This window comes from Paenibacillus thalictri, assembly GCF_004307995.1.
GTDB lineage: Bacteria > Bacillota > Bacilli > Paenibacillales > NBRC-103111 > Paenibacillus_AF > Paenibacillus_AF thalictri.
This window is the reverse complement of the sequence record NZ_SIRE01000026.1, coordinates 70,864-84,964: the sequence shown is the minus strand read 5'-3', so window position 1 is coordinate 84,964 and position 14,101 is coordinate 70,864. Positions and strand designations below refer to the sequence as shown.

Below are 14,101 nucleotides of genomic sequence, written 5' to 3'. Positions count from 1 at the left end.
AGAGTATATGCAACTTCTAAAAAGATTATACCACTTTTACTTGATAAAAGTAAACTATTACCAAATAAAAGAACACCCAGATAGAGTGTCCTAAAATCAAAAAAAGACCATTTCCGGCACATGGGATTCATCTGTCCAAATTCAGGGACTAAAATTGAATCGGTTTCCGAGAAAGTGCATCTGATACCTTCCTTTCCCTATCATTCCCAACTTTAGGGTCTGGATTGGCTTCTTTTGTCGTCACCTTCAAACTGAATCAATACTTTTTGAACAGACTCTTAACGTGTTTCCGTGCAGACCTAGTTCTTCCCGCACACCACGCCGCCTTAACCTGGTAACAGGGGTGCCCGCAGCAGCGGACTAGGACATTTGAATCTGGAAAAGCAAAGCGGTCGCCTTTAAAATGGGATTCCTACCTCGACCTTATTCAATCAGGGAATCCCATTTTAACAGCGATTGGAAGATCAAATGGCCTAGGGAGCGTCGCTTCACGGCTGGTCCGTTCTCAAGGAGTCGGTTCTTGAGGGTCCCGCTTATTTCCGCTTGCATTCGCCGGGCGTGATACCCCAAATCTTGCGAAACACCTTCGTAAAATAGCTTATATCGCGAAAGCCGGTCTTCAGCACCGCGTCGTACACCTTCGCCCCGCCGAGCAGCAGCTCCTTGGCATGCTCCATTTTGCGGCGGATCACGTATTGCGAGAACGGAGTGCCCACTTCCTGCTTAAACAAGTGGCTGAGGTACGAAGAGCTGACATGAAGGCGGTCGGCCATCGCGTACAGCGATATGTCCTGGTCGAGCTGCTCCTCAATCAGCGCAAGCGCGGCCCGGATAAACTCGTGGTGGCTTTTGTGCCGGCGCGAAACGCCGTATTCGGCGATTTGCCGTACGGTGCGCAGCAGCCAGCTGCGGATCTGCTCTTTGCTTTGCAGCAGCTCTGGCTTATGGAATATATCGTAGTCTTGCTCGACCACATCACGCAACGACCAGCCCTTCGACTGAATGACCCGGATCAGCAGGCTTTTCAAAATAATGACATATTCGGCGATCTGATCGGTCGTTTCCGCTTTTCCAATCGCTTCATGGAACAGCTCATCCGCCGCGGCCGCTGTCGCTGCCGGATCGCCTGTTTGCATAGCCGCCTCCAGCTTGCGCTCCAGATGCTGCACGGATGCGCTTACGAGCGTCGGAGCGGATTCCTCACGGAACGGAATGACGATATTGATCCCGTAAATCATTCTTTCCTGCAGCGCCTGAACCGCTTGCATGTACGACCTTCTGATGTCGCTCCCGGCGCAAGGCGAGCCGATTCCGGCACTGGCCGTCAGCTTCAGGCAATCTTGCACAAGCGACAGCAAATGGGTTGCCGCCCCGTTCACCCTATTGATGAATGCGTTTTCAGACTCTTCTTTGTTTTGCGCAAATACGAGCACCGTAAGCCCGCCGTAATCATGAAACACGATACAGGAATTGGACTCCGCCGTAAAATCTTTGGCCAGGCAAAGCAAAGTAAACCGCAGCAGCTCCTGATCTTTGGCCGTGAATCGGGTTTCGTCTTCCGCAAGCGGATCGATCTCGGCCGCAACAGCAGCATAGACGGTTTCCGACCGGGCCGGAAGGCGAAACTCTTCGCTTTTGCGCGTAATTTCCCATGGCTCGTATCGGCCGGAAATCCAGTTTTGCAGAAAGTTTTCCTGCAGCCTGGGGATATGCTCGGCCCATTTGCGCTCCAGCGTGATCCGCTCGTATTGGCTTTCCCGCTCCTTCCGCAGCTGCTCGGCCGCCTCGGTCACAGCCGCTAAAATTTCCGTGTCGCCGGCCGGCTTGAGCAAATATTGGCTGACGCCAAGAGACACGGCCGTTTGTGCAAATTTAAAATCGTCGTGGCCGCTCAAAATTACGATTTTCATGGAAATGCCCAGCGTTAACGCACGTTCGGCCAGCTGCAAACCGCCCATGCCCGGCACTTCGATGTCAAGCAGCAGCACATCCGGCTTCATCCGCTCAATCGCCTGCCATCCTTCAATACCGTCGCCGTAGACGCCGATCACTTCAAGGCCGCGGCTCTCCCACGGAATTAAATACGCGATGCTGTTGCGCAGCCTAAGCTCGTCCTCCACGATGATCAGCTTCAATGATGTCACCCTTCCCGCGTTGTACCGCAGCTACAGCGGTATTCGAATCGTCACCCGCGTCCATTCGTTCTCCCGGCTTTCGACAGCCAAATCGGCCCGGTTTTCATAATAAAGCATCAGACGGGCCTTGACATTACGCAAGCCAAACGCCGCCTGCTCCTTATCCGCCGCTTCCGCATCGCCCCTGCCGTTTCTTACGGAGCTTAAAACATGATGAACGGTCTTCAGCCTCTCCGCAGGCAGACCTTTGCCGTTGTCGCACACTTCAATGTGAAGCATATTATCGTTTTTCTCCGCCGTAATCTCCAGCAGCCCGCCTGTCTGCCTTTTTTCCAAGCCGTGAATAATCGCGTTCTCCACCAGCGGCTGCACAAGCAGCCTCAGCACTTGAATGTCCCGGCAATCGTCAGGAAGAGCAAAACGCACCTCAAATTGATCCATAAAACGCAGCTGCTGCACCCGGATATAATACTGCAGATGGGCAAACGTCTCGGCCACCGTCATCGTCTCGCGGCCTTTGTCCAAGTTCAGGCGCAGAAACTTCGAGAGATTCAGCACCATTTCGCTGATTTCGTCGGCATCGTAGTTTTTGGCCATCCAATAAATCGAATCCATCGTATTGTACAAAAAATGCGGATTGATTTGCGATTGCAGAAACTTCAGCTCGGTTTTGGCTACCTGCAAGTTTTTCTCGTAAATGTTTTCGATCAAATGTTTTTGTTCGGTCGCCATCTGGTTGAAAGCGTTCATCAAATACCCAAGCTCGTCTCTGCGTGTTTCCTTAAAGCGGACGTTCAGATTGCCGATCTGAATTTGCGTCATGCCGTGCAGCAGCTTTTTCAGCGGCAGCGACAGGCTGGTGTAAAACAAGGCGGCAGCTACCAGCGCAAATAGCCCGCTAGCTGCAATAATAACGACAATAAACAGCCGCAGCTGCTCGGTTTCTTTATACAATTCCGCTTTGGGCTGGGCCATCATTAAGGACCACTTGGAAATGCTCGATTTGATGCGGAACATGATGTACTTTTCATCCGTTCCCGGCATGTCCATCACCTGCAGCTCCTTGTCGTGATCCCAGAGGGGAACGGCGGCCAGCTTGGCCGTGGCGGCAATGAGGCGGTCGTCTCCGGCCAGCAAATACCATACCGCGTTTTTGGACGGGTTGATTTTTTTGACCAGATCAAGCAGCTTGTCTTTACCGATCGACAGCATCAGAATATGTTTTCCGCGCTCGGCGGAATTCAAATCCATAAGGCGCATAAACGTAATGTTGTCTTTATTAAAAATGAGATCGCCCGGCGGCAGCGTATCGGGAGGAACGTACAGCACGGTGCGGCCGGCGGCGGCCGTAACCTCCTTAAACCAATCGCTGCTGCGATAGCTGTCATCCAGCCGGATGCCGCCGTAATCCGAGCTGATCAGCATGTCGGAGTCGGCATGCACAATGGAGATCCGCGAGATGGAGCGGTTGTTGTTTGTCACATTTGTAATCTGGGCCATCGCTTTGCGCAGCTCGTTGATGGAATCGCGGTCGATGTCCGCTCCCACCGAATACAAAACCCGGTTCAAATTGTCGTCGGTTGCGAGCAGCACGGACTGTTCTTCGATGCTTTGCAGCGTCAGGTCGATATACTGGATCGCCGACTCCATAGCCCCGCGGGTGCGGTCGCCGACCTGCTTCTCCAGAATGCTCTGCGACCGGCCAACCGTGTATAAACTGACCAAGACAAGCGGGATAAGGATAAGGACAAACAAACCCATCAGCTTCCACTGCACAGACTCCGAAAATTTCCTCATCAACCGTCCGGGGATGTTCATGCCTTACGCCTCACCTTTCCTGTCAGCTTGCTTTATTCCTACAATACCGCCAATCCCGCGATTAGGCTATACCTCCAAATTGGCTCCCCGTTTTTCCACGTTTTTGCGGATAGCCATATGATCCAGATCGCGCGGATTACACTTCTGCCGGACGCTTTCCGCCGCAGCGACGCCCGCCGCCTGCCCCATCATCGAGCAGGTGGTCATCACCCGCGCCGAAGATAACGCTAGCTGGTCGGCGGACAAGCACCTGCCTGCGGCCAGCAAGTTTTTCGCGTCCTTGACGATCAGGGAGCGGAGCGGCAGCTGGTAAGGCGGCACCTTCAGCTCTTTTTTATCGAGCACGTAAGTTCGTTTATCGTCGTCCGGTTTATGGGCGTCAAGATAATACACACCCCGGGCGATGGCATCGTCAAACTTGCGGGCGGCGCGCAAATCGTCCACGGTCAGCATGTAATCGCCGACGATCCGCCGTCCTTCGCGGATGCCGATTTGCGGCGAGCAGTGATCGAGCAGCCAGGGGCGGTTTTCCACCCGCTGGTAATAGTCAAGCACTTCCATCATCCGCCGTCTGGCCTGAATTTCCGCCGCCGTCGCGCTTTCCGTGTCGGTCGCATCAAACATCGGAATTTTCAGCTTGATCGCATTGGAGCCCGGCCCGTTTGGCCACTTGGTCGTCATCGGCATGTCATCTTTATCGCGGATCGCCCGAAACCAGCCTTCCGGCACCTGCTTTACCTGCTGCTCCTCTTGTACATGACGGACAAAAAACATCAGCGACATCGGCAGCTGCACCCCATCGCCCGGCCTGCCCTTCATCGTCGCAAAACCGGCCAAATGGGCCGCTTGCGCTTCACCGGTGCAATCGATATATTGCTTCGCCCGCAGCGCTTCGGGACCCGATTTGCCGCTTACGATAATCTCCTTGATCAAGCCGTCGTCGCTTACCGCTGCGTCAACGAGCTGCGTGTGCAGCAGCAGTTTGACGTTATGGCGCAGCAGCAGCTCCTGCAGCACAACCGCCAAAATCTCATGATCAAACAAACGGTGGTCCGCCTGCGGATAAGGGACATAAGGGGCAACCGCCTGAAATTGCTCCAGATCGGAAATGATCCGGTCAAACACCTCGCCTTGGCCCGCCGTTTCCCCGCAAAAGGCGGCCACTCCGCCGGTTGTGGCATTGCCGCCCGTCACTGCAAAACGCTCGATCAGGATCACCTTGGCCCCGCTGCGGGCGGCGGCGCAAGCCGCCGACACACCGGCCATGCCGCCTCCCAGCACAGCGACGTCCGCTTCGTAACGCAAAGGAACGTCCCGCTTCCAAACAATTTGCTCATATTTTGCCATACCCGGTCGCCTCCTTCACCCGCGCGGATTATTTTTTGCGGCTCGCATACCAGTCGTTGACCTCTTTAGCCACATCGCTGCCGCCGTCTTTTTTCCATGTATCGACAAATTTATCGAAATCGTCAACAGGGATCGTACCCATCACGATTTTTGTGAACGTTTCATCCTCCAGCTTTTGCAGCTTGGCGCTGTTTTTGCTCATGACCGGTCCCGGAATGCCGGTAAATTTGGAATACATCAGCACTTTGTTGATCTTCTCGATGTTATCCACCAGCTTCAAATCTTCGCCCAGCGACTTCAGCTTGTCGAAATAAATCGTGGAGTCGCTTGGCCGGATTATCCGGGACAGCGAGTTGCGGTATACGTGTTTGTTATGCTCCTCAAAGTTGGTCACCACTTTGCCGTCCTTGCGGTTCCAAATTTGCCCTTCGAAGCCAAGCTCAAGATCGGAGAAACCTTTGCCGATCATAAAATTGAGCAGCTTAACGACGGATTCCTCATTTTTGCTGGTCGCCGGCACGACATTAAAGCCGGACAGCAGCGGACCCGCCTGCACCCCGAATTTCCCGTCTTTGCCTACCGGGAACTCGCTTTCCTTCCAAACCGCCTTCGGATTGTTTTGCTGGCTCGTCAATATCGCGCCTCTGCGTGCATGCCATGGACCGGAATACAGCCCGGCTTTGCCGCTGCCCACCTTTTCTTCGACGGTTTTGCTTTTGCTCAAGGCCCATTCCGGGTCGATGACCTTGTCATTGTACAGTCCGTTCAGAAACTTCAGCGCTTCCTTCATTTCCGGCAGCGTACTGGAGTAGACAAGCTGCCCTCCCCGCTCGACCCATTGGCCTCGCTGCACGCCAAACGCGCCAAAAATCGGGCCCGTGCCGCTTAAATTTTCGCCGATCAGCCAGCCTACCGTGTCGTTTTTGCCGTTGCCGTCCGGGTCCAGGGTCGCAAATGCCTTGGCTGTCTTGACGTAATCGTCCAGCGTTTTTGGCTCCGGCAGCTTTAATTGATCCAGCCAGTCCTTGCGCACCCACATCAGCTCGGTCGACTGAATATCGGCGATGGTCGGGATCGCGTAAATTTTGCCGTCCACCGTCACGCTGTCCCACGCTTCCTGCGGAATCAGCTTTTTCAGATCGGGCCCAAATTTGTCGATCGCCGCATTCAGCGGTTTAAGCGCCTTCTGGTTTAAATAATTGACATATAGGCTCGGATCGTTCACAAACATCAGGTCCGGCAGGTCGCCGGACGCCATAATGACGTTCAGCTTTTCCTTGTACCCCGAATTGGGCGCGGTAATTACCTTGATGTCCAGATTGGTTCCTTTTTTCATGTAATCGAGATATGGATTGTTATTATCGTCAAGCCCGTCCGGATACTTGTAATCGTTCCAGTACACCATCGTGACATGCCCCGGCTTTTCCGCCTCTTTGGGTTTGCTGTTATCCGTAGTTGGCGCATTTCCCGCAGGCGCGCTGCCCGCGCCCGTTCCCGTACCTGTGCCGCCGCAGCCCGCAAGCAGCGACGCCGTCATCACTGCCGCCGCAGAGATCGAAACCGCTTTTTTCATAAAAAGTTGACTCATGCCGCATCTTCCCCTCTTATTTTACTTGCCTTGACTTATGAGACTGTCTGCTTGCCTGGCCGAGATACATTTTTATTCCCCGGGCACGTTCAAGGGAAAGGAAATGACATGAAATGTCCGCTATGAAAACCGTGTTTCACCCCATGCATAAGCCCACGTAGGAACTTCCGGAAAACACCGAGTGCAGTGGAGAAAGGGAATTGTTTTGCCGGCGAGTTTTGGCTTTGAATTCCTACAATCCGCAGGCCTATTCAATAAAAGGAATTCAAAACAAGCTGTCTGAAGCGGCAAAATAATCCCTTTCGGAACGGAACGGGCTGCATTCGTGGTGCTTAATAAGTTCAACATAACACGGTTTTCCACCGGCGGTGGAATGTCATCCCTTCCCTGCAACAATCCCATAAGTCACCCTTTGACCGACCCCATCATAATTCCCTTTACAAAATATTTCTGCAGCCACGGATACACAATCAGCATCGGAACGGTACTGACGATGATCGTCGCCCCTTTGATCGACTCCAGAGCAAGCAGCTGCTGCTCCAGCGAATCGTTCAAATGAATGTCCGTCGTATTAAACTGGATCAAATTGCGGAGATACACCTGCAAAGGCATCAAACTTTTATCGTTCACATAAAGCACCGCGTCAAAAAACGAGTTCCAATGACTCACCCCGTGAAACAGCGCGATCGTCGCAATCGCCGGCATCGACAGCGGCACAAAGATGCGGAACATGATGCCCAAATTGCTGCAGCCGTCCATTTTGGCCGACTCTTCAAGCTCCAGCGGCACGCTTTGAAAAAAGTTTTTCATAATGATCACGTTAAATGCGCTGAGCGCTCCCGGAATAATGTACGCCCAGAAGCTGTTCAGCAGCCCGGCCGCTTTGACCAGCAAATAAGTCGGGATCATGCCGCCGCTGAAAATCATCGTAAACACCATCATAAAAATAATCGCATTGCGCCCCCGAATATACGCTCTGGACAGGGGATACGCGAGCAGGCAGGTCAATACGACATTAACCGCCGTTCCAAGCGCCGTCCGCTCCACGCTGACGACAAAGGAACGGATAAACGAGCTGTCGCCAAACACTTCCTTATAGGCGTAATTCGTAAAATCGACCGGCCATAAGCCGACTTCGCCGGACATGATGGCCCTGTAGCTGCTGAACGATTGCGCCAATATATGGATAAAAGGGGCAAGCGCCAGCAGCCCGAATACGCTGAGCAGCGTATAGTTGATCCATGTAAATAGGCGTTCGCCCTGTGATAATTTCATCATTGCCGCCTCCTAACATAGCGTCGAGCCTTCGGGGACCATTTGCCAATCGGTTGTGCCGATGTTTTGAGCATCGGCTTATGCGGAAAAGGTTCGTACCTACGCCATTCCGATGGTTGCATCGGCCGTCACCATACGCCGTTTTGCCCGAGTTTTTTGGCAAGCTTGTTTGCCGCTACGACCAGGATCAGGCCCACAATGGATTTAAACAGCCCTACCGCCGTCGAAAAACTGAAATCGGCCTGCGTAATGCCCGTCCTGTACACAAATGTTTCGATGACATCGCTTACGCTGTACACCATCGGATTGTACAACACGAAGATTTGCTCGAATCCGACGTCCAGCACATGCCCTAACCGCAGCACCAGCAAAATGATGATCGTGCTTGTCAAGGAAGGCAGCGTAATATGCCATATTTGCCGCCACTTGTTTGCCCCGTCCACTACGGCGGCTTCGTACAGCTGCTGGTCGATGCCGGCTAAAGCGGCCAAATAAATGATCGCGCCCCACCCGATTTCTTTCCAAATATCGCTGGCCACAAGCACTGTCCTGAACCAATTCGGGTCTGCCAGAAAAAACACCGGCTCATGTCCAAACAACTTCAAGATGCCGTTAACGATACCGTTTGACGGCGCCAACACATTATACAAAATGCCGCCAAGCACCACCCACGACAAAAAATGCGGCAAATAAGCGAGCGTCTGCACCGTCTTCTTGAAAAACATCCTCCTGACTTCGTTCAGGAGAATCGCCAGCACAATCGGTCCGGGGAACCCCCAGATCAGTTTGTACAAGCTGATCAGCAGCGTATTGCGCAATACGGTGTAAAACTCCGTGTCCAGAAAGATTTCTTTAAAATGTTTAAGACCGACCCAATCGCTCTCCATGATCCCGGCAAACACGCTGTAATCTTGAAAGGCAATGACAGCCCCGGTCATCGGCACATATTTAAACACGATAAAATAAACGATGCCCGGCACCATAATCAAATAGAGATCCCAATACGGCCAAAACCAGCTGTGCCCTTTTTGAGCCGGCGATTTGACCAAGGATGCGGCTGCCGCTGCACTCCTTTTACCCATGCCGCTCACTCCCTTAGCTGCATCTGCCAAAACGCAATTCGCTCCCTTTTCCACGTATACGTGATGTACAGACGGTTTCCCTTGGCCACAACGGCCGGATAGGAGTATTCGCCCGGCCCGTCCTCCAGTATAAATTCGTTTCCCCAGGATTCACCGTTATCGCTTGAAAAAACAACCGTTAGCGGAGATCGCGGCGAGCTTGTGCCGGATCCTTGAACCGGATTGCAGACAAGCGCCAACAGGCCGTTGTCCGTCTTCACCACATCAAGGCCGCTGTTGTTGTTGGGAAGCGGCGTAGGATAAGCCGTACACCAGGTTGCCCCGCCGTCCGTCGAATCGCTGCGGTAAATCCAACCCTCCGTGCTTCTCAACAGCATGTGCAGCCCGTTTGCGTCCTCCCATAAGGCAGGCTGAATAACCCCTTTCGCTTTCGTGTGCGCCTGCCCTTGCAGCAAACTTCCATCCAGCGGTACGATGCCGCTAGAACTCCAGGTTGCTCCGCCGTCAAACGACAGGTCGGCAAACGCCTCCCATATTTCTTTTCCCGGATGATCCGGGTCCGGACGCTCCAATGAAGCTGGGGCGGCAATGGCCCCGCTATCCAGCAGGATCGGTTTGTTTTTCACCGGTCCTCTGCCGCCGCGGTCTCCGTCCACCAGTTCCTTTGGCCCGCTCCACGTATGCCCTCCGTCCGTAGAAACCATCACCCGGGTATGCCAATCGATTATTTCATGGCCCACTTTATAGAACAGGAAAATGCGCCCGTCTGCACCTTGAAACAACACCGGATTCCAATGTGCGACTCCCTCTTCATCGGCAATTTTTACAGGTTCGCCCCAGCCGCCGGCGCTCTGCCGCCGGGATATCCAGATCGCGACATCACTGTTTTTTTCGGCCGTCCCCCCAAACCATGCAACAAGTACCTCATCATGCTCCAGCACGATCAGCGTTGAAGCGTGGCAGCTAAGGAATGGGCGTTTGTCTTCAAACACAAACTCTTTATGAACCGTTTGCAGTTCCACTGTCGAATGCACCTCTTATGTCGTTTCGTTGATTCATCATCCCGCCGGCGGGTACAACTCTATGATAGTGCAGTCCGGCGCCCGGCAACAGATGAGAACGATGCTTTGTTTTGGTAGTTTGATGCTGAAATCTTGATTCGCAGGAAATGAAGGAAAATGGTTAAGCTCTGACGAATGTGTACCGTCGCTGCATTTGTAACAACTAAACCGAAGGGAGCACAAGCCGAGCATGGGCATGTTTTCACTATTTATCGCAGATGACGAAAAATGGGTTCGTCAGGGATTGCGCCAGACGATTAATTGGCAAGCCGAGGGAATCGAGCCGATTGGAGAAGCCGCAGACGGTCAAGAAGCGCTTGAGTTTATTGCCGCTCATGCGCCTGATATATTAATTACCGATATCAAGATGCCGGGAATGGACGGGTTGGAACTGATGGCTGCCCTGAAGCGGCAGCATATACGCACAAAGGTTATTTTTATTAGCGGATATACCGATTTCAGCTACGCCCAAAGCGCCGTTAAGCTAGGCGCGTACGATTATGTGGTGAAACCAATAGAGGAAGAAGTTTTATTGGAAGTGGTTCGCCGATGCACGGCCGATCTGAAGAAGGAGCACGCAGAAGCTAAGCTGCTGGAGCAAATGACACACAGCATCAGAGAAAGCCTGCCGCTCGCCCGCCAACGCCTGCTCGAAAAGCTGCTGTTTCAAGAGCGTCAGCGAACATCAAGCGGACTGCTGGAGAAATGGGAGTCGCTTGGGCTCAAATTAGATCCGGCGAATATCGAGGTCATTGCCGTCTCCGTGCAGAACTGGGGGATTAAGGGTGACGATGAGAAGTCCCGTTCGCTGACGAGAATCGGACTGGCCAACATCGGTGAGGAGGTCGGCGGCTCGTTGGGTACGATTATCGGGTGCCCGCTGGACGATCAGGAAATCGATGTGGTATTGCTGCTTTCCCGCTCTACCAGTCCCGCGCTCTCCACTGGTCCGGCCTATCCCGCTGATCCCGGCAATTCTGCCGGTCCTGCCGAACCGTTCCCGTTGCAGCCGCTCTTGAGCAAATTGGAGGCTCTCATCAGCGCTGCGAGAACGTACCTGGGGGTCGAAGTGAACGCAGGCGTCAGCCGAACCTGTGATGTGTCCGACCTGGCTCTGGCATGCAAAGAAGCGATGCATGCCTTAAGTTATAGCTTTCTAGGGGGAAGCGCAAGTGTGTATGCAGCCGAACAGCTTCGTCTGCCGATGGATCACAACACCAATGGGTCTGATTATTCCGGCCTCGGAGACGCTTGGTTAAACCGGTTTACTAACTCTATCAAGCTTGGCGAGGACGGCACCGTAACGGAGCTGCTGGAGTCGCTTCGGCTTCATCTTCAATCTTGCGCGCAATCCTACACACCAATTCAGCTAAGCCGGGGCTTATCGGCCATTCTTAAAAATATAGCCGGCAGACTGGACGCGGAAGGCCAGACCGATAACGGGACACACTCCGACATAAGCAAGCTCAGAAGAGAACTTGCGACCGCCAAGGTCACACTGCCCGAATTTACGAACACGCTGCTCCCGTTGTTTAGCAGCCTTGGTACACTATACCGCAGCCAGAATTCCAACAGAAGAACCGTTCAACTCGCAATTGAATACATATGCCGCCATGATTTGAGGGAAATCACGATGCAGGAGGTGGCGCTTCATGTCAGCTTGAATCCGTCATACTTCAGTAAAGTATTTCATGACGAAACCGGGGAAACGTTCAGCAAATTCGTTATCCGCCAAAGGGTTGACCGGGCGAAAAAGCTGCTGAAGCTGACAACGATGAAGGTGTATGAAATCGCCGAGCAAATCGGTTACTCCGACCTGCGGCATTTTGTAAGGGTATTCAAGGAAAACGAAGGCATCACCCCTTCCCAATACCGGGACAAATGTTAGTTTGTGCTGTCTGTAGTCCATGAGGCGCGTTCATAAGGGGGAGCGGCATGTTTAAAATACATTTTAATTGGAGTTCGGTTGGCTTCAAGCTGTTTATCGTTTATTTGGGCACGATGATTATCGCGCTGCCCATTATGGGGCTGCTGTCTTATAACAAATCAAAACAGATGATTGAAACCAAGGTCGGCGGATTTGCCCTTGACGGCGTGAAACAGGCAAATACACGTTTGCATATGCTGCTCAAGGATTATGAAAACCGCTCGACGATGATCTTCAGTCTGAAAGAACTGCAGAAGGAAATTAAAAATCAATTCGAGGACAGTTACGAACACAGTCAAAATATCGATAATATCAACAAGTTTTTCAGTGACTTCATCAATTCCCAAAACGACACGGTGAATGTGTACATCCTTGGGGAATATGGCACGTCGATCCGGTATTCGACTGTGGCCCCGACGATTTCCATGCCGATTATTAATATTTTTCAAGAGGAACCTTGGTACAAGCTCATCCGCGATGCGAACGGCGCGGTCGTGTGGCTGGGCAATCAGGCGCCCTTCAGTCCGCGCAGCCGGGACACCGAACCGGTGTTTACGTTTGGCCGGGCAGTCAAGGATTTGTCGGGCAAAATGGACATTGTCGGCATCCTTTTGTACGATGTGGAGCTTGGCGATATTGTGAAAATTTTAAACGATATGAACCTCCACTCACCGGGACATTCTTATATTGTGGGCAAGAACAATACCATTGTCGCCGCTTCCGACGGCAGCCGGTTTATGGACACCTTTGACGTGTCATTGCCGGACGATGAAAGCGGTCTGAAGACGATCATGCACAATGGGGAGGAACAACTGGTTGTCTACGACAGCGTGGCGAATACCGATTTCAAAATTGTGAAGATGGCGTCCATGGACGAGCTGCTGAAGGAATCCAGGCAAATCGGCCTGTTCACCGTATATTTAATTATCGGCTTCGCTATCATGGCTACGCTGCTTGCTCTTGTTGTTGTGAATCACATCAATAAGCCGATCTACTTGCTGCTTCAGTTTATGAAAAAAGTCAGGGGCGGCGATTTTAAGGCGAAAATTGTGAACGACCGGAAAGACGAGTTCGGTCTGCTGTTTGACAATTTTAACGTGATGGTTGCCCATATCAAAAGTTTGATCGAGGAGTTGTACATTCAAGAACTGCTCAAAAAAGAAACCCAGCTGAAAATGATGGTCTCGCAAATCAATGCGCATTTTCTTTATAACACACTCGATTCCATCCATTGGATTGCGCGGGTTCATAAGGTGGATGAAATCAGTACGATGATTTTCGGATTGTCCCGATATTTGCGGCTTTCGCTGAACGAAGGCCGGGATCAAGCGACCGTCGCCGAGGTGATCGAGCTGCTGAACAGCTATATTTCGATTCAGAAGGTGCGTTACCAGGACAAATTTGAGGTACAGGTCAAAGCCGATGCCGATGTGCTCGAATACCGCGTGCTGAAGCATCTCTTTCAGCCCCTGGTCGAAAATGCGATCTATCACGGCATCGAGAAGAAGAAAGGACCGGGCTGCCTGTCGATTGCTTGGGAGAAAAGAGAGGAGCTGCTCGTATTTACCGTGACGGATGACGGTGCCGGCATAGAGCCGGACAAGCTGCTGGAAATTAGAAAAATGCTGGAAGACGGCGAACTGATCAGCTCGGATAACTTTGCGTTAAAAAATATTAATTCCCAAATTAAGCTGGGTTACGGCGAATCTTACGGTCTTGACATTGACAGCGAGCAAGGAGCCGGCACACGGGTTACGATTACGGTACCTTTGGCCGGGACCGCTTAAGTGGACCATTTTCGGTAAACATACAAAAAGAACAGCACTAAATACAAAATAAGCCCCGTTCCTTGAGTACGGAACCTTTGT

The 14,101-nt window shown here is 52.3% G+C and carries 9 protein-coding genes; 2 read left to right on the top strand and 7 right to left on the bottom strand.

Annotated features, from left to right (window positions below; genetic code table 11):
* Positions 1–533: 533 nt before the first annotated feature.
* The 7 genes from EYB31_RS30505 to EYB31_RS30475 all read right to left on the bottom strand — a co-directional run bounded on the left by EYB31_RS30505 (position 534) and on the right by EYB31_RS30475 (position 10,267).
* Positions 534–2,144 (bottom strand): helix-turn-helix domain-containing protein, encoded by a 1,611-nt coding sequence (locus tag EYB31_RS30505; protein WP_131017274.1) that lies wholly within the window; start codon positions 2,142–2,144, stop codon positions 534–536.
* A 21-nt stretch (positions 2,145–2,165) separates the two neighbouring features.
* Positions 2,166–3,932: a cache domain-containing sensor histidine kinase gene (locus EYB31_RS30500; protein ID WP_165452702.1), complete on the bottom strand. Its 1,767-nt coding sequence runs from the start codon at positions 3,930–3,932 to the stop codon at positions 2,166–2,168.
* Between the two features lie 87 nt (positions 3,933–4,019).
* Complete coding sequence (locus tag EYB31_RS30495; RefSeq protein WP_131017272.1) at positions 4,020–5,300, bottom strand: FAD-dependent oxidoreductase; 1,281 nt, start codon at positions 5,298–5,300, stop codon at positions 4,020–4,022.
* Between the two features lie 28 nt (positions 5,301–5,328).
* Positions 5,329–6,888, bottom strand: a complete 1,560-nt coding sequence (locus EYB31_RS30490; protein ID WP_240763045.1) for an extracellular solute-binding protein — start codon at positions 6,886–6,888, stop codon at positions 5,329–5,331.
* Between the two features lie 405 nt (positions 6,889–7,293).
* A complete protein-coding gene (locus EYB31_RS30485) occupies positions 7,294–8,166 on the bottom strand; it encodes a carbohydrate ABC transporter permease (RefSeq protein WP_338119997.1) in 873 nt (290 codons plus the stop codon).
* A 125-nt stretch (positions 8,167–8,291) separates the two neighbouring features.
* On the bottom strand, positions 8,292–9,245 hold the full coding sequence (locus tag EYB31_RS30480) for an ABC transporter permease (protein WP_131017271.1): 954 nt from the start codon (positions 9,243–9,245) through the stop codon (positions 8,292–8,294).
* 5 nt (positions 9,246–9,250) lie between these two features.
* Positions 9,251–10,267 carry a sialidase family protein gene (locus EYB31_RS30475; RefSeq protein ID WP_240763043.1) on the bottom strand — a complete coding sequence of 339 codons (1,017 nt, stop codon included), beginning with the start codon at positions 10,265–10,267 and terminating at the stop codon, positions 9,251–9,253.
* A gap of 229 nt (positions 10,268–10,496) precedes the next feature.
* Between EYB31_RS30475 and EYB31_RS30470 the strand changes: the two genes are divergently transcribed.
* Positions 10,497–12,194 carry a response regulator transcription factor gene (locus tag EYB31_RS30470; protein WP_131017269.1) on the top strand — a complete coding sequence of 566 codons (1,698 nt, stop codon included), beginning with the start codon at positions 10,497–10,499 and terminating at the stop codon, positions 12,192–12,194.
* A gap of 47 nt (positions 12,195–12,241) precedes the next feature.
* On the top strand, positions 12,242–14,020 hold the full coding sequence (locus EYB31_RS30465) for a cache domain-containing sensor histidine kinase (protein ID WP_131017268.1): 1,779 nt from the start codon (positions 12,242–12,244) through the stop codon (positions 14,018–14,020).
* The last annotated feature ends 81 nt before the right edge of the window (positions 14,021–14,101 follow it).